Genomic DNA, 22,296 nt, shown 5'->3' on the forward strand with positions numbered 1-22,296 from the left:
TACAAGGCAAAAACACCGCAAAGGCGGTGTTTTTGCCGGTTTTCGGGGCGCAGGCCGATCAGTTGGCGAACGCGGCGATGCCCGTCTGGGCGCGGCCCAGGATCAGCGCGTGCACATCGTGCGTACCTTCGTAGGTGTTCACCACTTCCAGGTTCACCAGGTGGCGGGCCACGCCAAACTCGTCGCTGATGCCGTTGCCGCCCATCATGTCGCGCGCCAGGCGGGCAATGTCCAGCGCCTTGCCGCAGCTGTTGCGCTTGATGATGGAGGTGCCTTCCACGCTGGCTGTGCCCGCGTCCTTCATGCGGCCGAACTGCAGGCAGGCCTGCAGGCCGATGGCGATTTCGGTCTGCATGTCGGCCAGCTTCTTCTGGATGAGCTGGTTGGCAGCCAGGGGGCGGCCGAACTGCTTGCGGTCCAGCGTGTACTGGCGGGCGGTGTGCCAGCAGAACTCGGCCGCACCCAGGGCGCCCCAGGCGATGCCGTAGCGCGCGCTGTTCAGGCAGGTGAAGGGGCCCTTCAGGCCCTGCACCTCAGGGAACGCGTTTTCTTCGGGCACGAACACATCGTCCATCACGATCTCGCCGGTGATGGAGGCGCGCAGGCCCACCTTGCCGTGGATGGCGGGGGCTGTCAGGCCCTTCATGCCCTTTTCCAGCACAAAGCCGCGGATGGGGCCCACGGCGCCGCCTTCAGACACTTCCTTGGCCCAGACCACGAACACGTCGGCCACGGGGCTGTTGGTGATCCACATCTTGCTGCCCTTGAGCTTGTAGCCGCCATCGACCTTGTAGGCGCGCGTGGCCATGCTGCCAGGGTCAGAGCCGTGGTCGGGCTCGGTCAGGCCAAAGCAGCCGATCCACTCGCCGCTGGCGAGCTTGGGCAGGTACTTCTGGCGCTGGGCTTCGCTGCCGAATTCATAAATGGGCACCATCACCAGCGACGACTGCACGCTGGCCATCGAGCGGTAGCCCGAGTCCACACGCTCCACTTCGCGGGCGATCAGGCCGTAGGCCACATACGACAGGCCGGGGCCGCCGTACTGCTCGGGGATGGTGGGGCCCAGCAGGCCCACTTCGCCCATTTCGCGGAAGATGCTCACGTCCATCTTTTCGTGGCGGAAGGCGTCCAGCACGCGGGGTGCCAGCTTGTCCTGGCAATACGCTGCGGCGGCGTCGCGGATGGCGCGCTCGTCGTCGGTCAGTTGCTGGCTCAGAAGGAACGGGTCATCCCATTGAAAAGCGGCGTGGGCCATGTGTGTCTCCAGGTCGGAAAAAGGGTGAACAAAAAACGAATCTGGAACGTATCGTAGGCCTGGGGGCGGTGGCCCGCAAGCGAGTTCTTTTCATCCAGACATGCGTTTATGGAATGTATGGAATACTTGTCGCAGCCAGCTTCAAGGGCTGGTGGCTTCTTCACAAGTTCCTCTTCATCATGCGCCGCAACATTCCATCGACCCAGGCCCTGGCCTGTTTTGAAGTGGCCGCCCGCCACGAGAGCTACACCCGCGCCGCGCAGGAGCTGTCGCTCACCCAAAGCGCGGTGTCGCGCCAGATCCAGGCGCTGGAAGAGTTTTTGGGCGTGGCGCTGTTCCGCCGCACGCGCCACGGCGTGGTGCTGACGCCTGCGGGCGCGCACTATGGCCGCCAGGTGGCGCGCTGGCTGCAAGGGCTGGAGCGCGACACGCTGGACGTGATGGCCCACCAGGGCGAGGGCGGCACGATCACGCTGGCGGCGGTGCCCACCTTTGCCACGCGCTGGCTCATCCCGCGCCTGCCGCAGCTGGCGCAGGCGCACCCCGACATCGTGGTGCACATCGACACGCAGACGCGGCCTTTTTTGTTTGCCGACACCACGTTTGATGCCGCGCTGTACGCGGGCACGCCCGAGCAGGTGAGCAACTGGCCCGGTGTGCAGGCCCAGCTGCTGATGCACGAAGACGTGGTGCCCGTGTGCAGCCCGCGTCTGCTCGAATCCGCCGCGCCGCGGGGCCGGGGCCGCGCCCACCAGCCCGTGGCGGCCGAGGCGCTGGCCGAGCTGCCGCTGCTGCAGCAAAGCACGCGCCCCTACGGCTGGCGCCAGTGGTTCGATGCCATGGAGGTGGAGGCACCGCATGCGCTGGATGGCCCGCGCTACGAGCTGTTCTCCATGCTGGCCGTGGCCGCCACGCACGGCATGGGCGTGGCGCTGATCCCGCCGCTGCTCATCGAGGCCGAGCTTGCCAGTGGCGAACTGGTGGTGGCCTGCAACCGCCCGCTGCGCGGCGAGCGGGCGTACTACCTCATCAGCCCCACGCAGGCCCAGCCCCCGGTGCTGGCCACGTTTGCGCGCTGGCTGCAGCACATGGCCGAGGTGGGTAGCCCGCCGGTTGCGGGATGACGCGCTTGCGCCCACGGGGGCTGTGAACTAATCTGGCCGCGCGGAAGTCTGTCTTTCATTCAGCAACCTTGTTGGAGAGCGACCACCATGACCACTTACCACGCTCCGCATTTCGACCCCACCGTGGACGAGATCGAGACCCTCAAGCAACTGGAGATGGGCGAAGTCATCACGCTGCCCCACGCGCTCAAGGACCATGTGTCGGGGCGACTGCTCGAATGGGGCTTTATCACCAAGGGGACGGGGGGTGAGCTGGCCATCACCGCCAGTGGCCGCCAGCTGATCCGGCGACAGGAAAACTGACCCCGCGCGTCAGCCGGCCCCTTGTGCGCATCCATCGCAGGGTGTGGCGTGGGACCTCCGTGCGGGTGGGTGCCTTTGGCTAAATCCTGGTGCGCGGGCTGGGGTATCTGGGCCCTGTGCCCGCCGTGTGCAGCGTTGGGCCTATCCTGTGCAATTCCCTTTGTCTGGAGCCGCCGTGCCCGCTTTGTCCCGTTTGCGCACCACCCTGTGCATCGCCGCGCTGGCCGTTGCCGGTGTGCTGCTGGCGGGTTGCAGCACAGTGCGGCTGGCGTACAACCAGGTGCCCCACCTGGCGTACTGGCAACTGAACCGTTACCTTGACCTGTCGGACGCGCAGACGGAGCGCGTGCGGGGCGACTTGGGCGACCTGCACCGCTGGCACCGCGACACCATGCTGCCCCAGCATGCCGAGCTGTTGCAAAAGGTGCAGCAGCAGTTGCTCGCCACCATCACCCCCGAGCAGGCCTGCCGCATCTATGACGAGGCACGTACACAGCTGGACAAGGTGCTGGCCCAGGCCGAGCCCAAGGTGGTGTGGCTGGCCTCCCAGCTGTCCGAGGCGCAGATCCGCAACCTGGAGCGCAAGCAGGCCGATAGCAACGCTGACTGGAAATCCGAATGGCTGGACCCACCGCCCGACAAGATGCGCGAGCGCCGCTTCAAGGACCTCTCGTCGCGGCTCGAAACCTTTTATGGCGCGCTGGACGAGCCCCAGAAGGCCGTGCTGCGCGCCTTTATCGCCCAGTCGGCCTTCGACCCGCAGCGCACCTACGCCGAGCGTGTGCGCAGGCAAAAAGACCTGGTGCAGGTGCTGCGCCGCATCCAGGCCGACCGTGGCAACACCGCCCAGGCCCGCACGCTGATGCTGGGCTTTCTGGACCGCGTGGTGACGTCACCGGACGGCGCCTACCAGCGCTACGCACAAGCGCTGGTGGCCGAGGGCTGCGAGGGGTTTGCGCGCCTGCACAACGCCATGACGCCTGCGCACCGGCTGCGTGCGGCGCAATCGCTCAAAGGCTATGAGCAGGACTTCTTGTTGCTGGCTGCGCGCTGATGTGCCGTGCCATCGGCCATCCGCAAGCGTTGCTGCCGCAGGGGCGTGAAGGTCAGCAGAACATCATCGCCAGCAGGGCCGCATCCTCGGCCATGTTCTGCAGGGCATAACCCGCCAGCCGGTAGGCCAGCACAGTGGCGTGCGCGATCAGATCCTGGGCGGTCATGGCGGTGGCTGGGTGTGGAGGTGTGCAGAAATCACGTGCCGCCGCCACAGCGGCGGGCACAACAAAAAGGCCGATAGCTCGTGGAAGCTACCGGCCTTGTTGACTGTGGTGCCCGGGGCCGGAATCGAACCGGCACGCCTTGCGGCGGGGGATTTTGAGTCCCCTGCGTCTACCAATTTCACCACCCGGGCGGAATATGTGAAGCCCTGAATTATGGCACAGTAGGGCGTATGAAATATCCGACGATTGAAGACGCGGTAGGCAACACGCCGCTGGTGGCGCTGCAGCGCATTGGGGCCCAGGACAACGCAGCGCGGGGCAATGTGGTGCTGGGCAAGCTGGAAGGCAACAACCCGGCGGGGTCCGTCAAGGACCGGCCTGCACTGTCGATGATCCGCCGCGCCGAAGAGCGCGGCGACATCCGCCCTGGCGACACGCTGATCGAGGCCACGTCGGGCAATACCGGCATCGCTTTGGCGATGGCCGCGGCCATCAAGGGCTATCGCATGGTGCTGGTGATGCCCGAGGATTTGTCCATCGAGCGTGCGCAGACCATGAAGGCCTTTGGTGCCGAGCTGGTGCTCACACCCAAGAGCGGCGGCATGGAGCACGCCCGCGACCTGGCCGAGGCCATGCAAAAGCGTGGTGAGGGCAAGGTGCTGGACCAGTTTGGCAACCCCGACAACCCCCGCATTCACTACGAAACCACAGGCCCCGAGATCTGGGAGCAGACCGGCGGGCGCATCACCCACTTTGTGAGCGCCATGGGCACCACGGGCACCATCACGGGCGTGTCGCGGTTCCTCAAGGAGAAGAACCCTGCCATCCAGATCATTGGCGCCCAGCCCGAAGAAGGCTCGCGCATCCCGGGCATCCGCAAGTGGCCGCAGGAGTACCTGCCCAAGATTTATGACGCCAGCACGGTCGATGAGCTGGTGTATGTGAGCCAGGACAGCGCCGAAGACATGTGCCGCCGTCTCGCGCGCGAAGAGGGCATTTTTGCCGGCATCTCGGCTGCAGGCGCGTGCTGGGTGGCGCAGCAGATCGCTGCGCGCGACAGCAATGCCACCATCGTCTTCATCGTGTGCGATCGGGGCGACCGGTATTTGTCTACCGGGGTGTTTCCTGCGTGACCTGTGAAACGGCCTGCGCAGTGGGCTCCAGGGGCATTGCCGGGTGCCTCTTCGCAGGTTTTTGAATCAGAATGGCTGCTTGTGCTAGTTGAACATGCCTCAGCAGCTACATAAAAGATAGCATATGCCCTACGAAGTCCGTTTTTGCCCCCACTGTGCCACCGAGTTGCAGCCCATCACGCTGGCCGAAGACGGCGGCGACAAGGAGCGGCTGCGCTGCCCCGCCTGCGGCTGGACGCACTGGAACAACCCCACGCCCGTGCTGGCTGCCATTGTGGAGATCGACGGCAAGGTGCTGCTGGCGCGCAATGCGGCGTGGCCGGGCAAGATGTTTGCGCTGATCACCGGCTTCATGGAGGCGGGCGAGTCGCCCCAGGAGGGCATTGCGCGCGAGGTCAAGGAAGAGACCAACCTCGATGTGCAGTCCACCACCCTGGTGGGTGCCTACGAGTTTTTGCGCATGAACCAGGTCATCATTGCCTACCACGTGGTGGCCACCGGGCAGGTGCAACTGTCGCCGGAGCTGGTGGATTACCGACTGTACGATCTGCCAGACCTCAAATGCTGGCCTGCGGGCACGGGCTACGCGCTGGCCGACTGGCTGCGCACACGGGGCCACGAGCCCGTGTTTTTCACGGCCGAAGAAAATGCTGAACGCCGCCGTGGGCTGGACGAACAAGCCCCAGCCGCGACGCCGCCAAAGGATTGATGACCATGGACATTCACAAAGAAATCGACACCCGGGGCCTGAACTGCCCCCTGCCCATCCTCAAGGCCAAGAAGGCGCTGTCGGACATGGCCAGCGGCCAGCTGCTCAAGGTGGTGGCGACGGATAACGGATCGCTGCGCGACTTTCAGGCGTTTGCCAAGCAGACCGGCAACGAGCTGGTGGAGCAGCAGACGGTGGGCGACGAGTTCATCCACATCCTGCGCCGCCGTTGAACGTAAAAATAGCTGCCAGCGCTTATCCAATAAGCACAGGCAGCTATCGATTTTGAAGTTTCAGAGGGCTTGGCCGGCTGCGTTTACAGCGCCAGGTTCTTCAGGTAGTCCCGGAAGTGCGTCCCCACCTGCGGGTGTTGCAGGGCCAGTTCCACCGTCGCTTCCAGAAACCCTTCCTTGCTGCCGCAGTCGTAGCGTTTGCCTTCGTACTGGAAGGCGTACACGGCTTCATTGTTCATCAGGCGCGCAATGCCGTCGGTGAGCTGGATCTCGCCGCCCACGCCCCGTGGCTGGTTGCGGATCTCGTCAAATACGCCGGGCGTGAGGATGTAGCGGCCCGCCACGCCCATGCGCGAGGGGGCATCGGCCGCCTTGGGCTTTTCGACAATGCGCTGGATGCGGATCAACGGGCCACCGGCAGGCTCGCCCGCCACGATGCCGTATTTGTGCACCTGGTCCTCGGGCACCTCTTGCACGGCGATCACCGAGCGGCCTTGCTGGCGGAACGCGGTCGCCATCTGCGCCAGCACGGGCTGACCACCCTGGGGGCCCACCATCAAATCGTCGGCCAGCAGCACGGCAAAGGGCTCCTTGCCCACCAGGGGCTCCGCGCACAACACCGCGTGGCCCAGGCCCAGCGAGCGCGGCTGGCGCACAAAGGCGCAGTCCATGTCGCTGGGCTGGATGGAGCGCACCAGCTCCAGCAGTTCCTTCTTGCCGGCTGCCTCCAGCTCGGCCTCCAGCTCGTAGGCGGTGTCGAAGTGGTCTTCAATGGCGCGCTTGCTGCGGCCAGTCACAAAAATCATGTGGCGGATGCCGGCGGCGTAGGCCTCTTCCACTGCGTACTGGATCAGCGGCTTGTCCACCACGGGCAGCATCTCCTTGGGGCTGGCCTTGGTGGCGGGCAGAAAACGCGTGCCCAGTCCGGCAACGGGGAAAACGGCTTTGCGAACGGTCGTGGCAACAGTCATGGGGCTCCTCTGGACGGATGGGTGGCGGTGTGCCCGGGCTGCACTGCAGCCCGCACTGGCAAAACATGAAAACGGGGCGGGCAGCCCCTACGGGACGGGCTGCCATGGCGCAGTATGGCCCGGGTTTTAGCCCAGCCGTGTCAGCTGATCGCGCAATCTGCCCAGCGTGGCGCCGAAGTCGGCAATGCGCTTTTTCTCCTGCTCGATCACCGCCGCAGGGGCCTTGGCCACAAAGGCTTCGTTGGACAGCTTGTTGTTCGCCTTGGTGATCTCGCCGTCGATGCGGGCGATTTCCTTGGACAGGCGCGCCTTCTCGGCCGCCACGTCGATCTCCATGTACAGGCACATGCGGGCGTCACCCACCACGGCCACAGGCGCGGCCTGTGCGGCGGCGGCCCAGGCGGACTCGTCGTCAAACACCTTCACCTCGCTGAGCTTGGCCAGCGCCTGCAGCACCGGGCCCACGCCACGCATGAACTCGGTGTCGCCCACCACGTACAGGGGCAGGCGGGTGGAGGGGGACACGTTCATCTCGCCCCGCAGCGCGCGGCATGCGTCCACCAGGCCCTTCACGCGGCCCATGTGGGCAATCGCGGCCTCGTCGATCTTCTCGGGCTGGGCCTGGGGGTAGCGCGCAATGCTGACCGACTCGCCCGGGATGCCGGCCACAGGTGCCACCACCTGCCACAGGGCCTCGGTGATGAACGGGATGATGGGGTGGGCCAGGCGCAGGATGGCTTCCAGCGTGCGGATCAGCGTGCGGCGCGTGGCGCGTTGCTGCGCTTCGGTGCCGTTCTGGATCTGCACCTTGGCGATCTCCAGGTACCAGTCGCAGTACTCGTTCCAGACAAAGTCGTAGAGCGTGTTGGCCACGTTGTCCAGGCGGTACTCGGCAAAGCCCTTGGCGACTTCGGCCTCGGTCTTTTGTAGCAGCGACGTGATCCAGCGGTCGGCCTGGCTGAAGTGCATGTAGCCGTGGGCGCGGCCGCCGGGCTGGCACTCTTCCTTGGTGTGCTCTTTCAGGCCGCAGTCCTGGCCCTCGCAGTTCATCAGCACGAAGCGGCTGGCGTTCCAGAGCTTGTTGCAGAAGTTGCGGTAGCCCTCGCAGCGCTTGCTGTCGAAGTTGATGCTGCGGCCCAGGCTGGCCAGTGCCGCGAAGGTAAAGCGCAGCGCATCGGCGCCATAGGCCGGAATGCCTTCGGGGAATTCCTTTTGCGTGTTCTTGCGCACGGTGGGTGCGGTCTCTGGCTTGCGCAGGCCGGTGGTGCGCTTGTCGAGCAGCGGCTCCAGCGCGATGCCGTCGATCAGGTCCACGGGGTCGAGCACGTTGCCTTCGGACTTGGACATCTTCTTGCCCTGCGCGTCGCGCACCAGACCGTGGATGTACACATGCTTGAACGGCACGCGGCCCGTGAAGTGCGTGGTCATCATGATCATCCGGGCGACCCAGAAGAAGATGATGTCGTAGCCCGTGACCAGCACGGTGCTGGGCAGGTACAGGTTGAAGTCGTCGGTGGCGCTGTCGCCCTGGTTGGGCCAGCCCATGGTGCTGAAGGGCACGAGGGCGGACGAGTACCAGGTGTCCAGCACATCCTCGTCGCGACGCAGCTTTTTGCCGGGCGCCTTGGCCTGGGCCTCGGCTTCGTCGCGGGCCACGATCACGTTGCCTTCTTCGTCGTACCAGGCCGGAATCTGGTGGCCCCACCACAGCTGGCGGCTGATGCACCAGTCCTGGATGTTGTTCATCCACTGGTTGTAGGTGTTCACCCAGTTCTCGGGCACGAAAGTCACCTCGCCCGTGGCCACGGCGTCGATGGCCTTTTGCGCGATGCTCTTGCCCGTGGGGTCCTGGTCGGAAACCTTGCTCATGGCCACGAACCACTGGTCGGTCAGCATGGGCTCGATCACCTGGCCGGTGCGGGTGCAGATCGGCACCATGAGCTTGTGCTTCTTCACCTCGACCAGCGCGCCGAGGGCTTCGAGGTCGGCCACCACGGCCTTGCGGGCCACGAAGCGGTCCATCCCCTGGTATTTGGCGGGCGCGTTTTCGTTGATGGTGGCCTGCAGCGTCAGCACCACGATCATCGGCAGCTTGTGGCGCTGGCCCACGGCGTAGTCGTTCTGGTCGTGCGCGGGGGTGACCTTGACCACCCCAGTGCCGAACTCCTTGTCCACGTAGTCATCGGCAATGATGGGGATCTGGCGGTCGCACAGCGGCAGGTTCACCATCTTGCCGATGAGGTGGGTGTAGCGCGCGTCCTCGGGGTGCACCATCAGCGCCACGTCGCCCAGCATGGTTTCAGGCCGGGTGGTGGCCACCGTCAGGCTGCCCGATCCATCGGCCAGGGGGTAGGCGATGTGCCACAGCGAGCCGTCTTTTTCTTCGCTCTCGACTTCCAGGTCGGACACGGCGGACTGCAGCTTCGGGTCCCAGTTCACCAGGCGCTTGCCGCGGTAGATCAGGCCCTGCTCGTACAGCTTCACGAAGGTGTCGGTGACCACCGTGGAGAGCTTGTCGTCCATGGTGAAGTATTCACGGCTCCAGTCCACGCTGTCGCCCATGCGGCGCATCTGCGTGGTGATGGTGTTGCCCGACTTTTCCTTCCACTCCCACACCTTGCTCACAAAGTTTTTGCGCGCCTCGGGCGGGGTGGGGCCCATGTCGTAGCGGCTGATGCCTTGCTCCTGCAGCTGGCGCTCCACCACGATTTGCGTGGCGATGCCCGCGTGGTCGGTGCCCGGCACCCACACCGTGTTGAAGCCGCGCATGCGGTGGTAGCGCGTGAGGCTGTCCATGATCGTCTGGTTGAACGCATGGCCCATGTGCAGCGTGCCGGTCACGTTGGGGGGCGGCAGCTGGATGGAAAAGGCGGGTTCGCCCGCCTGGGGCTGGCCTGTGCCATGGTGGCCTGCGGTGCCATACCCGCGCTTTTCCCATTCGGGGCCCCAGTGGGCTTCCAGCGCGGCAGGTTCAAACGACTTGGACAGGCTTTCGAGGCCGGGTTGTGGTTGGGGCGTGCTCATGGGGTGTCGCAGTGGGGGCAGTGGGACGGAGCGGCCGCAGGGAGCGCTCCGACGAACAAGAGGGTGAGCCGCACATTTTAAGGGACCGCCACCCCGGCGCTGGCCCCGCGGGGGCTTGGGCCGTTTGGCAATCGCGCGCCGTCTGTCGGCCGATTCTTTCCAATGGTTACCTTGAGCCTGGGTGCGCGGGTGAATGCGTCCTGATAATCCCGCCCCACAGAGCGAGGAGGGCGCGGCAACGCGGACCAGGCTCTGAGAGCGGCTAACAAAACTCCCCTGGCGTCGTTGTCTCGCCTTGTCGTACTGCTTGTACTGCCTGCGGCGAAACGCCTAGCCAGAGCCGCTTCGCTGAGTTTTGTTAGCCGCTCTAAGGATCACGATTTACAACAAGGACTGATGCGGTGGCTTGCGGGGGGCGTTCAGCCTTCCGGTGCCACAGTGCCGGGCCGTCACAACCATCCGAACCTATGACGTTTCAATCTGCCTGGCGCCTGGGCCTGGTCAAGGTCTTTGCCTATGCGCTGCTGGCGCTGTTTCTGGTGCCTGCGGTGACCTACGTGTTCACCCGCCATGTCCAGACCGACCAGGACACCCGTTTTGTGGCCGGCATCAGCCAGCGCATCGATGCCGAAAAGGGCCTGCCCGCCGACGAGAAGCAGGCGCGCAAGGACTACTACCGCAGCAACCCGCCGTCCACCATCTGCAGCAATGCAGACCCCGAGGCCCGCGAATACCGCGAGGCGCTGTGCGACACCTTCTCCGACGTCTGGCAGTTCCACATGGCGCGCAAGCTGTCGCTGTGGACGCTGGTGGCCAGTGCGGCGCTGCTGCTGGCGGTGCTGGGGCTGGGGGCGCTGGCGTTTGCTGACCGCACGCTGCAGTACGCGAGCTTTGTGGCGGGCTGGCGCCTGACCTCCTGGGCCAGCGCCACGGCGCTGGTGGTGCAAGGGGCAATGGCAGTGTGGCTGTCGTTCTGGGTGACGGCGTTTTTCTTCCACAAGTACTCGCCCAAGCTGGTGCTGTTTGTGGGGTTTGCCGTGGCGGCGGGGGTGCTGGTCGCGGTGGCGGGCATCTTCAAGCGGGTGCAGTCCAGCAACCAGGTGGTGGGCGAGCTGGTGGCCGAGGCCGATGCGCCGCTGCTGTGGCAGCGCATCCGCCACCTGGCGCAGCGCCTGAAGACAGAGCCGCCCCGGCACATCGTGGCTGGCATTGATGCCAACTTCTTCGTGACCGAGGCCCCGATCACCGTGGGCCAACAGACCCTCACGGGCCGCACGCTGTTTGTGAGCCTGCCGCTGCTGCGCATTCTGGACCAGACCGAGGCCGACGCCGTGCTGGGCCATGAACTGGCCCACCTGCGCGGGGGCGACACGCGGCGCAGCGCACAGCTGGGGCCCAAGCTGGTGCAGTTTGACCACTACCGCCACGCCATCCGCACGGGCGGGCTGTCGGCCATGGCGTCGCCGCTGCTGGACCTGTACCGCACCATTTTCGAAATCGCCCTGGCCAGCGACAGCCGCGAGCGTGAGTTCAAGGCCGACCGCCTGGCGGCCAAGCTGGTGAGCCCGGCGGCCATTGCACAGTCGCTGGTCAAGATTGCCGCCTACGCCCAGTACCGCTACCGCATCGAGGATGAACTGTTTGGCCGCAACGAGCGGCACGACAACAGCACGCTGGGCATTGCCAGTTTTGTGGCCCAGGGGCTGGCGCCCTACGCGGCATCGCCCGACTTTGTGGATGCGATGAAGACGGCCAATGTGCCGCACCCCTTCGACTCACACCCCGCCATGCCCGAGCGCCTGCGCAACGTGGGCATGGCCCTGAAAGAGCGCGACTACGGCGCCATCGCCGTGCGCGTGCCTGCCACCACCTGGGTGCAGGAGATCCTGACTGCCGACGCCATCGAGCTGCGGCTGTGGAGCGCCTACGAGCAGCAGTTTGCGCAAGACCACGAGCGCAGCCTGGCCTACCGCTACGAGCCCGCGAACGACGAGGAGCGGGCCCTGGTGCTGCAGTACTTCCCGCCCGTGGTGTTTGCCCTCAAGGGCGACGCGACAGTGGAGGTGAGCATTGACGGTATCCGCACCTCGGCCGACGAGACCACGGTGTTCTGGGACGCCATCAAGGGGCTGGAATTCAAGGAAAGCAGCTTTGGCAACGCGCTGATCGTGACCCACCCCGAAAAGAACGCCCTGGGCCTGGGCGCCAAGACCAGCAAGATCAAGCTGCCAGGTCTCAAGAAGGACAAGGACCAGTTCAACGCAGTGGTCAGCCACTACTGGCAGCGCCACCAGATCATGCGGGCGCAGCAGCGGGGCGGCTGAAGCGTGTTCGCGACCCATCGCGCCCGGCGTGTGCGCGATGGGTCGTTTGCTATCTATCTGATAGCTTCTTGTGCCTTGTGGGCGGTCATCCGTGGCAGTTCTTCTTCCGAGCCCCACAAGCTTTTACACTGTGACTGCCCACTCTTCCCAGCCGCCATGCCGAAAGCACCTATCGCCCCCCAGTGCCTCCACCTGAGCTCGCGCGACTACACTGGGCGTGACAAGACCGACGCGCTGCGCGAGTTTTACGGGCGCGAATTGATGCGCGTGGAACTGCAGCCGTTTGAAGGCGCGGGCTCCGTCCAGGCGGCCCAGGACGGGCTGGACTTCGCCAGCACCATGCTGCCCCTGGGCGGTGACTCCATCTACGTCCATACCCAGTGCACACCCAGCCGCATGTGGCGCTCGCCCGAGATGCTTCGCGACGGGGACGACGCCCTGTACCTGGCCGTGGCCTGGGGCGGCGGTGTTTTCCATACGCCGCGTGAAAGCCACTGCCTGGCCGGCGGCCAGTACGCCATCGTCTCCAAGGCCCGTGCGCACGAGTTCATCAATCTCCGTGGCGGGGCCAGCGCCTGCATACAGGTGCCGCATGCCGCCATGGCAAGGCGTGTCGCGGGGCTGGAGGAGGCGCCGATGCGCATGTTGTCGCCCGACATGCCAGAGCCCGCCTTGGCGATCGGCTATGCGCAACTGCTGGCCCGCAGCCCCGAGCTTTCCGCGCCGCTGCTGCAGTCGGCCCTGTCGCATCTGCAGGAGCTGGTGGCGCGTGTGCTGGCACCCACTGCGCAGGCCCCTGCGCAGGATGCCGTGGACGTGCCCCGCCTGGCGCTGATCCGCCGCGACATCCTGGCCCGCATCGACCGGGCCGACCTGAGCCTGGTGCAGATCGCACGGCTGCACCACCTCACCCCGCGCCAAGTGCAGCGCCTGTTCGCGCGGGAGGGCACGTACTTTTCCGACTTTGTGCGGGAACAGCGGCTGGTGCGCGCCCGCGCCATGCTGGCCGATCCCGCGCAGCGCCACCGCCGTGTGCTGGCGATCGCGCTGGACAGCGGGTTCGACGACGTATCGGCCTTCAGCCGCGCCTTCCGGCGGCAGTTCGGCATGTCGCCCAGCGAGGCGCGCAGCGGCTGACGGCACGGTGTGCCCATGTCACTTTGGGCACAGCGATTGTCATTTTGGGCACGGACGGGGCGGGGCGGTTTCCCAAGAATCGCGGCAGTTTTCCGAATGTCACGAACAACCCCATGCGCCTTCACCGTTTCGCCCGGCCCACGCTGTTTGCGGCCATTGTCTGCACTTCACCTGCCTACTCAGCCATTGTCGGCAATGGCACACCGAGCAGTTGCACCGAAAGTGCCCTTGACGCGGCCCTGTCGGGTGGCGGCACGGTCACGTTTGATTGCGGTGCCGCACTCCATACCATCCCGCTGACCAGCGAAAAAGTCCTAAGCCAGGCGACCCAGATCGACGGTGCTGCTCGGATCAGGCTGGATGCCCAGGGCGCTAGTCGGCATTTCGTGCTGAACAGTGCAGCCAACTACACCCTAGCGGGGCTGACCTTGATCAATGGGCGGGCGACCAATCTGGACGGTGGTTCCGTCTATGTGATCGGCGCCACTCTGTTGATGAGCAATGTGAGCCTTTTGGATAACGTGTCAGATACAACGGGGTTCGTTGGCGGGCGGGGTGGTGCGATCTTTGCACGTGATGGTGCGCAAATCACCCTGAGCCAGGTGACGGCTGCCGGCAACCGAGCTCGGTCCGGCGGTGTCATTTGGGCGCAGGCCGGCACGAGCTTGTGGCTCAGCGAGTTCGTGGCAAATACCAACCCTGCTGTCATGGAAGGTGGGGCCATCTCCCATCGCGGCAGCGCTTTAACTGTGGACCGTAGCCTGTTTGTGGGCAACGTTGTGCAGGACGTGGACGGCGTGGGTGGTGCGATCCAGATCACCGCGTCGGGCAGCAGTCTTCGTATTGTTAACAGCACCTTTTATGGCAACTCCGCGCCCTACGAAGGCAGTGCTCTCTCTGCCGCCACGCTTTCATCCAATGGCAGTATTGACAACAGCACCTTTTCCGGGAACGTGGGCCGGTCCCCTATTGCTGCCTGGACCGGTGCGACCCTGGTGCTGCGAAATACGATCATAAGCAGCGACCCATCGGTGGATGAGAACTGTCATGTCAGCTCCGGCGCCATCACCGACGGTGGCCACAACCTGCAATTTGGCAGTGTTGCCGCGCAGTCGTGTGGCTCCGGCATTCCCGTGGGGGACCCGCTACTTGCCCCGCTGGCCGACAACGGAGGCTACAGCTACACCATGGCCCTGCAGGCTGGTAGCCCCGCCATAGATGCTGGAACCGGCTGTGAGGCGACAGACCAGCGTTTCGTGGCACGACCTATCGGACCCGCCTGCGATATCGGCGCTTTCGAGGCCCCGCTGGTGCCGCAGTCCGGCAATGGCGCAGTAGCCGTGCCTGCGTTGGACTGGGCGGGCCTGATCGCGTTGTCTGCGCTGGTGGCAGGTCTGGGGGCCGTGCGTCGCCGAACGGGCGACTGACTATTTCTTGATAGCTATTGGCGTTTAACACGAAAACGCCAGAGGCAAATCGGGTTCGAGGAACGCACGCGGCGTGCAGTTCAGTGGGGCACGAACTCCGGCCGGTCATTGTTCTCGGGCTTGAGCGGCGCGGCCACCTTGCCTTCGGCGCGTTCCTTGCGCCATTGCTCCTTGCGCGCCGTCCACTCGCGCAGGCGGGCGTGGGCCACGGTGCTGTCTTTTTCCATCTGCTCGTCGTTGGCCAGCTGGGCCGACAGTTCCAAGCGAATGCCGTTGGGATCGAAGAAATAGATGCTCTTGAAGATGTGGTGGTCCGTCACGCCCAGCACTTCCACGCCATGCGCCTCCAGGCGCTGCTTGGTGTTCTCCAGCTCCTGCACGGTGTTCACGCGGAACGCAATGTGGTTGACCCACAGGGGCGTGTTGGGCGAGGGCTCGGCCTTCACATCGTCGCCCAGGTCGAAAAAGGCGATGAACGAGCCGTCCTGCAGGCGGAAGAAGAAATGGGTGTAGGGGCAGTATTCGCCGGTGCTGGGCACATAGTCGCTCTGGATGATGTGGTACAGCGGCAAGCCCAGGATGTCTTCATAGAACTGGCGCGTTTCCTCGGCGTCGCGGGCCTTGTAGGCGTAGTGGTGCAACTGCTGGATGGCGGCGGGTGCCGGCAGGTTGGCCAGGGCGGTCGGGTTCAGAACGGCGTTCATGCAGAGTCTCCTCAAATCGGTGAACGCAATTCTACTATTCGTAATTGATTTACGTTAAGTTAATTTTTGATGCCTAGAAGGCTGGCAGATGAGGACGGGCTGGCCCCAAAAAAAAGCCACCCGGCGCAAGGTGCACGGGTGGCTGGTCGCAAGCAGCCGGAGGCAGGGCGGAGCAAGTCAGCCCGCTGCACCCCAGGTCTGCTCGGCCTGGTTTACTGCTTCACGGCTTCAATCTGCACCACCAGGCGCACGTTCTTGGGGAAGCCCCATTCCACGCCGTAGTTCATGCCCCACTGGGTGCGGTCGATGGTGGCTTCAAAGTCGCCGCCGCACACTTCGCGCTTGAGCATGGGGCTGTCGTAGCAGTTGAACTGGTTGGCCTTGAGGGTCAAGGGGGAGGTCTTGCCCAGCAGTGTGAGCTGGCCTTCGACGCTGGCGACCTTGTCGCCGTTGAAGACGAACTTGCTGGAGACAAACTTCATCGTGGGGTGCTTGGCAGCGTCGAACAGGTCGGCGCTTTGCAGGTGCTTGTCAAACGCGGGGGTGCCCGTGTTCACCGAGGTCACGTCGAACGTGATCTCTGCCTTGCCCGACTTGCCAGCCTTGTCGAGCTGGACGGTGCCTTCCTTCTTGTCGAAGCGGCCGCGGTTCACGGCGGCGCCAAAGTGGCTGATCTCGAACGAGGCAAAGGTGTGCGTCGGGTCGATGGCGTAGTTGGCCGATTGGGCTTGGGCAGCACCGGCGAACAGGGTGGCGGCGGCAGCCAGGGCGAAGAGGGACTTGCGCATGGAAACTCCTGATAGATCAAAAAGGAAAGGACAAGGGAAAAGGGGAAGGCGCCACCCGCCGGGTCCGTGCCCGGACGACAGGCGGAGGCCGGTGGGGCCCGGGCAGAGGGGTGGCGCTCAGAGCTTGCCGACGCCGGTCAGCGCGAGCTTGAACTTGACCTGCACGTCGTCGGCCACCATGGAGGTGTCGGCCCACTCGTTTTCGCCGATCTTGAAGGCCAGCCGCTTGATGGGCAGCGCGCCTGTGGCTGTGGTGGCGGGGCCGCTTTGGGTCAGCGTCACGGGCACCACCACGTTCTGGCTGTTGCCCTTGATGGTGAGCGCGCCCGCCACTTCAAACTTGCCGCCGCCCAGGGCCTTGATGCTGGACGACACGAATTGGGCCTGCGGGAACTTGGGCACATTGAACCACGCGGGCTTGGGCAGCTCTGCATCGGTCTCGCGCGAACCCAGCGTGGCACTGCCAGTGTCCACCGTGAAGGCGATCTTGCTGGTGGCCAGTTTGGCCGGGTCAAACGCTACCTGGGCGCTGAACTTCTTGAACTGGCCTTCCAGTGGCACGCCCATCTGGCGGGCGGTGAACTGCACCTCGCTCTGTGCGGGCACCAGCTGCTGTTGGGCCAGGGTGGCTTGCGCGCCCGCAACGAGGGCAGCGCCGATCACGATGCGGGACAAGGTAGAAGACAGATGCATGGAGAAACTCCGTTCAATTCACAAAAGGTGGATGCGGTGGTCGCAGGGGGGCGAGCGACCTTTGAGGTGGGCAAGGCACCCACCAGGGGTTGCCATGGCGCCCTGAAGGTGGAGGCTGGTTATTTCCCGGGCAGCATGCGGGTCAGCAGGCCATCACGGTCGACCAGCTGGTGCTTGAGCGCTGCGGCGATGTGCAGCAGCGCCAGCGCGGCCAATGCAAACGCGGTGTACTGGTGCCAGGGCTTGATGGCCTCGGCCAGGTCCTTGCTCACCGGCACAAAGTCGGGCAGCTGCCACAGGCCCAGGAACACGATGGGGAACCCCGCCGCCGAGCTGTAGGCCCAGCCAATCAGGGGCACGGCGAAGAAAAGCACGTACAGCAGGTGGTGGGTGCCGTGGTGTGCCAGCTTCTGCCAGCCGGGCATGGTCTTCTCTACCGCCTTGGGCAGCGCCGGTGGGCGGTGCGTGGCGCGCCACAGCAGGCGCAGCGCCGACAGCACCAGGATGGTCACGCCGGCCCATTTGTGCCAGTTGTACAGCTTCAGCCGTTGGGGCGAAAAGGGCAGGTCGGCCATGTAGACGCCGACGCCAAACAGAGCGATCAGCGCCAGGCCCAGCACCCAGTGCAACAGCATGGCAGTGCGCGTGTACCGGCGCGGGGTGTCGAGGGTCGTCGTGGAAGTGGCTGTCATCAGCGAATCTGGAGGTCGGTGCACAAAGAAGGTGAGCAAAGGCTGCAAGGGCCGCCGGACTTGGCGGCACAACGCGCTGGGCGATGGCGCAGTGTAGGAAGCGCTGGCCGTGATCTGCTTCAGGCAGATTGATGCCTTGATTCAAATTTATTGAATCGATATGCCTTGAGCGCTCAAAGTTCCCCAATGCTGTGCAATTTCTGCGGAGCGGCTGTTTGCTGGCATCCGCAGGGCACCGGCGTGGCGCCTGCCTGAACCTTGCTGGTGCGCCGGTGCCCCTGTGGAGACACCTTGGCGAATGGGGGAGGTGGCCGCATCAAGTGCAGCGATGGCGGGCTGTACGGGGGCGGGCGCCAGAGCACCCCGCGATGCCCCGGTTATCGGGCCAGCGCGGCCTGTTTCCAGGCGCTGACGGCGGCGCTGTCGTCGCCGCGTTGCTCGGCCAGTTCAGCCACGTGGCGCCAGGCGCTGGCGCGCATTGGAGCGTCGTTGAGCTGTTGGGCTGCCTGGGTCAGCAGCTGCTGGGCTTTGCCCCACAGCTGGCGCTTGAGGCAGGCCATGCCCGCCAGGTATTGCAGGCGGGCGTCGCGTGGGTTGGCTTGCTGGGCGGACTCGATGCGGGCCAGCCAGGGCCCGTCGAGCGCATCCAGCCCCGCCTCCAGGGCGCGCACCAGCTTGAGGGCGTGTTGCTCGGCCAAGGCATCGGGCAGCTCCACCATGCGTTCCCACACGGGCAGCAACCAGGCACGCACCTGCGTGGCATCGCCACCCAGTGCGGCCAGCCGCTGCGCGGCGTGGATGGCCAGCTCGGGCATGTTGCGCTCGCTGGTCTCCAGAGACAGCCAGATCTGCTGCAACTGAGCGACATCGTGCGCGCTGTTGATGAGTTCGGTGGCCAGGCCGCGCACGATGCTCTGTGCGGCATTGGGTGAGAACGCACGGTGCTTGCCCAGCAGGCGTGCGGTGTCCAGTGCTTCTTGCGTCTGGCGCGCCAGACGGGTGGCCTTGAGCTTGATGCGCAGCGCCAGGGTGCGCCGCGCGGCCCCCTGGGGCAGGGCTGCCAGGCGGTCGAGCGCCGCGTTGGCATCGCGGTCGTCCAGCGACCAGCGGGCGGCGCGCATCTGGGCGCCTTCGTGCATTTCCTGCTCGTTGATGGAGCCGCGCATGGGGGCTTCCTGCAGTGCGTCCTGCAGATGGCTTTCGCGGGTGGCGCGGTCTTGCAGTGCGTGTGACGCCTCGGCGGCGATCATGTGGGCGAGCGCGCGCAGCTGCTTGCCGTGGGGCACCGCCTCGCCGCTGGCCTCCAGCGCGTGTTCTTGCGACAGCGCGGCCACAGCGGCCTTGCGCGAGCGGATGAACCGGCCTCCCAGCATGTGGGTCAAGGCGTCGAGCAGTGCGCCGTGCATGGCACGCTCTTTTTGCTGCACGCGCCAGCGGCGTGCCTGGTGCGGCAGCGCCAGCAGCGCCGCCAGGGCCCGCAGCGCCGCATAAACGGTGACAAAACCGCCCACCAGCAGCAACACCACCATGTTGAGCGACAGGTCAATGCGATAAGGCGGCCAGTACAGGGTGACTGTGCCCTGGTTGTTACCCGCAAACAGCGCGGCCGCCACTGCCACGCCAAACAACGCCAAAAGCCAGAGTGCAGCACGCATATCGTTAACGTCCCGCAGCGGCGGTGGCCAGGGCCGACAGCGTTTCGTCCAGGCGCGGCAGCTCGGCCGCCTTCATGCTGGCCTGGGCCTGCTGCAGGGTGGAGGCCACGTTCTGGGTGCGGCGCGATGCGGGGTCGAAATACTTGTTGAGCGCTGCGGTGGCTGCGGTCAGGTCGGCACGGGCCGACTCGAACTGGCGTGCCAGGATGCCCAGGCGTGCATTGAGCAGCTTGAACTTGAGGTTCTCGCGCAAAAAGAAGGTCTGCTCAGGGGCCAGCAAGATGGCTTCCGGCTGGTCGATGCGGCTCACGCGCACCAGGCTGCGGGCCTCGTCGCGCACCACCTCCCAGCTGCGCTGCAGGGCCACTTGCCACCAGGCCAGGCCCTCGGTGGGGGCGGGGGCACTGCCAGGGGCTGCGGGGCCGGCGGACAGGCGCTTGGTCGAGGCGGCCTGGGCCACGGCATTGAGCACGGGCAGGTCGTCCACCTGGCGCACCAGGTCGTCCAGGCGGGCCAGCAGGCCGGCGGTGTCGGTCACGGTGGCGCGGGTCAGGCGATCCAGGTCGCGGCCGATGGCGCGCTGCACGGGGGCCAGGCGGGGCTGGGCAGAGCGCTCGATGCGTTGGTTGGCGCTTTTGAGCGCTGCCACCAGCGGCTCCAGGCTGCCGGTGAGCTGGGCCTGTTGCTGCGCCAGGCGGATGGCCGACTCAATGTCCACCACCAGGTTTTCATCGCGCGAACGCGAAAGGCTTTGCATGAGTTCTTCGAGCTGGCTGCGCTGTAGGGCGACCTCGCTCACGCGGGCCTCCGCCACCGACAGGCGTGCCGCCGTGTCGCGCACCAGCTCTTCGGCCTGGCGGGCCATGGTGCGGGCCTCGATGGCCAGGGCGCCCGAGTCGGCGGACTGCCGGGCCAGTTGCTCCTGAATGGCGCTGAGCTTTTGCCACAGCAGGCCGCTGCTGACCAATGCGGCCACCGCCACGGTGCCCAACAGCAAGGTCATGGCGCCACTGCGGCCGGTGGCAGCGGCTGGCGCAGCGGCCGAGGGGGCCGGGCTCACTGCTGGCGCGCCCACAGCGGCGGCCACAGGGGCTGCAGGGGGCGTGGAGGGCAGATCGTCGGGGGGCGCAGAACTCATGTGGCCGATTCTATCGAGGCCACCACATCTTCCAGCGCCGGACGGCATTCCCGCACGGTGCCAAAGCCCGCTGCGCGGGCCGCTTCGGCGATGCGCGGGTGGGTGGCTAGCGCCTGTGCAGCGCCCCAGTATTGGCCGGGCAGGGCCTCGGCCAGGTGGGCCACCGCCTCGGAGCTGCTCAGCAGCCAGACAGCGCCGTCGTGCGCCGCCTGTTGCGCCAGCGCCACCTCGTGGGCCGTGAAGCGGGGCGCGCCGCGTTGGTAGGCCACCACAAACTCCACCTGGCCGCCCCGCGCCTCGATCTGCTGGGCCAGCCACTCGCGGCCATTGCTCTGGGGCGATTCGTGTGCGCCCTGCGGTGTGGCAGAGCGACCGCGCACGATCAGCACGCGGTCGCCAGGCCGCACCTGGGGGGCCACCTGCTGCCACAGAGCCTCGGAGTCGAACTGCGGTGCATCGGGCGCTGGCCCGTCGATGGCGTTGGACGGCACGCCGGCCTGCTCCAGCGCGCGGGTGGTGCCTGGGCCGGGCGCCCATGCTCTTGTTTTTGTAGCTGCCAGGGCATGAATATCAAGCGCTACAGGGTGATTTGGCTCAAAAAAGTACGCCACGGCATTGCCACTGACAAACATCAGGGCGCGGTAGGTGCCGACGTTGGCGCGGGCCGCGTCCAGCGCCTGTCGCAGGGCAGCGTCCGTGCAGGGGCCAATCGCAATCAGGGGCAGTGCCACGGCCTCAATGCCGTGTGCGCCCAGTTGCGTTACCCAATGTGCCGCTTCGCGGGCAGGGCGTGTGACGATGACGCGGGGCGCGGCTGCGGCCATGTCAGGCCGGGGTGACGCCGCGCGCACCCCCAGCACGCAGGCGCTGCGCAATCGCGTCGCCCAGTGCTTCCGCTTGCGCGAGTGTGGTGACCGGGGCAGAGGCCTGGGCGCGCACCAGCGGGGCTTTGTCCTCGGGGTCGCCCCAGGCGGCGTCCAGCTGCAGCACGCCGTGGGTGAAGGTGCCGTGCGCTGCCAAGGGCATCGAGCAGCTGCCCCCCATGGCGCGGCTCACGGCGCGCTCGGCGGCCACGGTCAGCCAGGTGGTCTGGTGGGCCAGCGGCGCCAGCGCGTCGATCAGGTCTTGCCGGTCGCTGCGCACCTCGATGCCCAGCGCGCCCTGGCCTGCAGCGGGCAGCATGGCGCTGGGCTCGAACGTGGTGCGGATGCGGGCTTCCAGCCCCAGGCGCTTGAGGCCTGCGGCGGCCAGCACGATGGCGTCGTACTGGCCTTCGTCCAGCTTGCGCAGGCGGGTGTCGAGGTTGCCGCGCAGGGGCTCGATCTTCAGGTCAGGCCGCAGAGCCTGCAGCAGCACCTGGCGGCGCAGGCTCGACGTGCCCACCACGGCACCCTGCGGCAGGGCGTCCAGGTTCTCGTAGCGGGGGGAGACAAAGGCATCGCGCGGGTCTTCGCGCTCCATCACGCAGGCCAGGGCAAAGCCCTCGGGCAGCTCCATGGGCACGTCCTTGAGCGAATGCACGGCAATGTGGGCGCGGCCTTCTTCCAGCGCCACTTCCAGCTCTTTCACAAACAGGCCCTTGCCGCCCACCTTGCTGAGGGACTTGTCCAGAATCTGGTCGCCCTTGGTGGTCATGCCCAGCAGTTGCACGCTGTGGCCACGGGCTTCGAGCAGCGCTTTGACATGCTCGGCCTGCCACAGCGCAAGGCGACTTTCGCGGGTGGCGATGACGATGGGGGGCGTTGGCGAGGGGCTCAAGTTCGTAA

20 protein-coding genes and 1 tRNA gene are annotated in these 22,296 nt (G+C 65.9%); 9 read left to right on the forward strand and 12 right to left on the reverse strand.

Annotation, left to right across the window (positions count from 1 at the left end):
- Positions 1-58: 58 nt before the first annotated feature.
- Entirely contained in the window at positions 59-1,255 is a 1,197-nt protein-coding gene (locus C8C96_RS10315) for an acyl-CoA dehydrogenase (RefSeq protein WP_015015345.1), read from the reverse strand.
- A 179-nt stretch (positions 1,256-1,434) separates the two neighbouring features.
- Here C8C96_RS10315 and C8C96_RS10320 point away from each other — a divergent pair, with 179 nt between their 5' ends.
- From C8C96_RS10320 to C8C96_RS10330, 3 genes are all read left to right on the forward strand, one after another.
- On the forward strand, positions 1,435-2,379 hold the full coding sequence (locus C8C96_RS10320; RefSeq protein ID WP_121943962.1) for a LysR family transcriptional regulator: 945 nt from the start codon (positions 1,435-1,437) through the stop codon (positions 2,377-2,379).
- An 87-nt stretch (positions 2,380-2,466) separates the two neighbouring features.
- On the forward strand, positions 2,467-2,682 hold the full coding sequence (locus C8C96_RS10325; RefSeq protein WP_121942254.1) for a hypothetical protein: 216 nt from the start codon (positions 2,467-2,469) through the stop codon (positions 2,680-2,682).
- A 175-nt stretch (positions 2,683-2,857) separates the two neighbouring features.
- A complete protein-coding gene (locus C8C96_RS10330) occupies positions 2,858-3,736 on the forward strand; it encodes a DUF6279 family lipoprotein (protein ID WP_121942255.1) in 879 nt (292 codons plus the stop codon).
- Between the two features lie 272 nt (positions 3,737-4,008).
- On the opposite strand, the gene C8C96_RS10335 is transcribed toward C8C96_RS10330, so the two are convergent.
- Positions 4,009-4,093: transfer RNA gene (locus tag C8C96_RS10335), tRNA-Leu, on the reverse strand.
- 39 nt (positions 4,094-4,132) lie between these two features.
- Here C8C96_RS10335 and cysM point away from each other — a divergent pair.
- The 3 genes from cysM to C8C96_RS10350 all read left to right on the forward strand — a co-directional run bounded on the left by cysM (position 4,133) and on the right by C8C96_RS10350 (position 5,977).
- Positions 4,133-5,035, forward strand: coding sequence for a cysteine synthase CysM (cysM, locus tag C8C96_RS10340; RefSeq protein WP_015015341.1), 903 nt, complete (start codon positions 4,133-4,135; stop codon positions 5,033-5,035).
- 124 nt (positions 5,036-5,159) lie between these two features.
- The gene (locus C8C96_RS10345; protein ID WP_056748250.1) at positions 5,160-5,744 is read left to right on the forward strand and encodes an NUDIX domain-containing protein; all 585 of its coding nucleotides are present in this window, start codon (positions 5,160-5,162) and stop codon (positions 5,742-5,744) included.
- 5 nt (positions 5,745-5,749) lie between these two features.
- Positions 5,750-5,977 carry a sulfurtransferase TusA family protein gene (locus C8C96_RS10350; RefSeq protein WP_121943963.1) on the forward strand — a complete coding sequence of 76 codons (228 nt, stop codon included), beginning with the start codon at positions 5,750-5,752 and terminating at the stop codon, positions 5,975-5,977.
- 83 nt (positions 5,978-6,060) lie between these two features.
- Here C8C96_RS10350 and galU read toward each other — a convergent pair whose 3' ends face one another.
- Together galU and C8C96_RS10360 are read right to left on the reverse strand one after the other, a co-directional pair.
- Positions 6,061-6,948: a UTP--glucose-1-phosphate uridylyltransferase GalU gene (galU, locus tag C8C96_RS10355; protein WP_116747721.1), complete on the reverse strand. Its 888-nt coding sequence runs from the start codon at positions 6,946-6,948 to the stop codon at positions 6,061-6,063.
- A 126-nt stretch (positions 6,949-7,074) separates the two neighbouring features.
- Entirely contained in the window at positions 7,075-9,972 is a 2,898-nt protein-coding gene (locus tag C8C96_RS10360; protein WP_121942256.1) for a valine--tRNA ligase, read from the reverse strand.
- A gap of 467 nt (positions 9,973-10,439) precedes the next feature.
- Between C8C96_RS10360 and C8C96_RS10365 the strand changes: the two genes are divergently transcribed.
- The 3 genes from C8C96_RS10365 to C8C96_RS10375 all read left to right on the forward strand — a co-directional run bounded on the left by C8C96_RS10365 (position 10,440) and on the right by C8C96_RS10375 (position 14,860).
- Positions 10,440-12,296, forward strand: a complete 1,857-nt coding sequence (locus C8C96_RS10365; RefSeq protein ID WP_121942257.1) for a M48 family metallopeptidase — start codon at positions 10,440-10,442, stop codon at positions 12,294-12,296.
- A gap of 156 nt (positions 12,297-12,452) precedes the next feature.
- Positions 12,453-13,433 (forward strand): helix-turn-helix transcriptional regulator, encoded by a 981-nt coding sequence (locus tag C8C96_RS10370; protein ID WP_121942258.1) that lies wholly within the window; start codon positions 12,453-12,455, stop codon positions 13,431-13,433.
- A 113-nt stretch (positions 13,434-13,546) separates the two neighbouring features.
- Entirely contained in the window at positions 13,547-14,860 is a 1,314-nt protein-coding gene (locus C8C96_RS10375; RefSeq protein ID WP_121942259.1) for a choice-of-anchor Q domain-containing protein, read from the forward strand.
- Between the two features lie 80 nt (positions 14,861-14,940).
- Here C8C96_RS10375 and C8C96_RS10380 read toward each other — a convergent pair whose 3' ends face one another.
- The 8 genes from C8C96_RS10380 to hemC form a co-directional block, all read right to left on the reverse strand.
- A complete protein-coding gene (locus tag C8C96_RS10380; RefSeq protein ID WP_121942260.1) occupies positions 14,941-15,564 on the reverse strand; it encodes a VOC family protein in 624 nt (207 codons plus the stop codon).
- A 212-nt stretch (positions 15,565-15,776) separates the two neighbouring features.
- Positions 15,777-16,352: a YceI family protein gene (locus tag C8C96_RS10385; RefSeq protein ID WP_121942261.1), complete on the reverse strand. Its 576-nt coding sequence runs from the start codon at positions 16,350-16,352 to the stop codon at positions 15,777-15,779.
- A 117-nt stretch (positions 16,353-16,469) separates the two neighbouring features.
- Positions 16,470-17,045, reverse strand: coding sequence for a YceI family protein (locus tag C8C96_RS10390; protein WP_121942262.1), 576 nt, complete (start codon positions 17,043-17,045; stop codon positions 16,470-16,472).
- Positions 17,046-17,164: 119 nt separating this feature from the next.
- Positions 17,165-17,737: a cytochrome b gene (locus tag C8C96_RS10395; protein WP_121943964.1), complete on the reverse strand. Its 573-nt coding sequence runs from the start codon at positions 17,735-17,737 to the stop codon at positions 17,165-17,167.
- Positions 17,738-18,114: 377 nt separating this feature from the next.
- Positions 18,115-19,392 carry a heme biosynthesis protein HemY gene (locus C8C96_RS10400; RefSeq protein WP_056066830.1) on the reverse strand — a complete coding sequence of 426 codons (1,278 nt, stop codon included), beginning with the start codon at positions 19,390-19,392 and terminating at the stop codon, positions 18,115-18,117.
- Positions 19,393-19,396: 4 nt separating this feature from the next.
- Complete coding sequence (locus C8C96_RS10405; RefSeq protein ID WP_121942263.1) at positions 19,397-20,530, reverse strand: uroporphyrinogen-III C-methyltransferase; 1,134 nt, start codon at positions 20,528-20,530, stop codon at positions 19,397-19,399.
- Complete coding sequence (locus tag C8C96_RS10410; RefSeq protein ID WP_121943965.1) at positions 20,527-21,354, reverse strand: uroporphyrinogen-III synthase; 828 nt, start codon at positions 21,352-21,354, stop codon at positions 20,527-20,529. The genes C8C96_RS10405 and C8C96_RS10410 overlap by 4 nt, the downstream gene beginning before the upstream one ends.
- 1 nt (position 21,355) lies before the next feature.
- A complete protein-coding gene (hemC, locus tag C8C96_RS10415) occupies positions 21,356-22,288 on the reverse strand; it encodes a hydroxymethylbilane synthase (RefSeq protein WP_121942264.1) in 933 nt (310 codons plus the stop codon).
- Between the last annotated feature and the right edge of the window lie 8 nt (positions 22,289-22,296).

This window comes from Acidovorax sp. 100 (genome assembly GCF_003688355.1).
GTDB classification, from domain to species: Bacteria; Pseudomonadota; Gammaproteobacteria; order Burkholderiales; family Burkholderiaceae_C; genus Acidovorax; species Acidovorax delafieldii.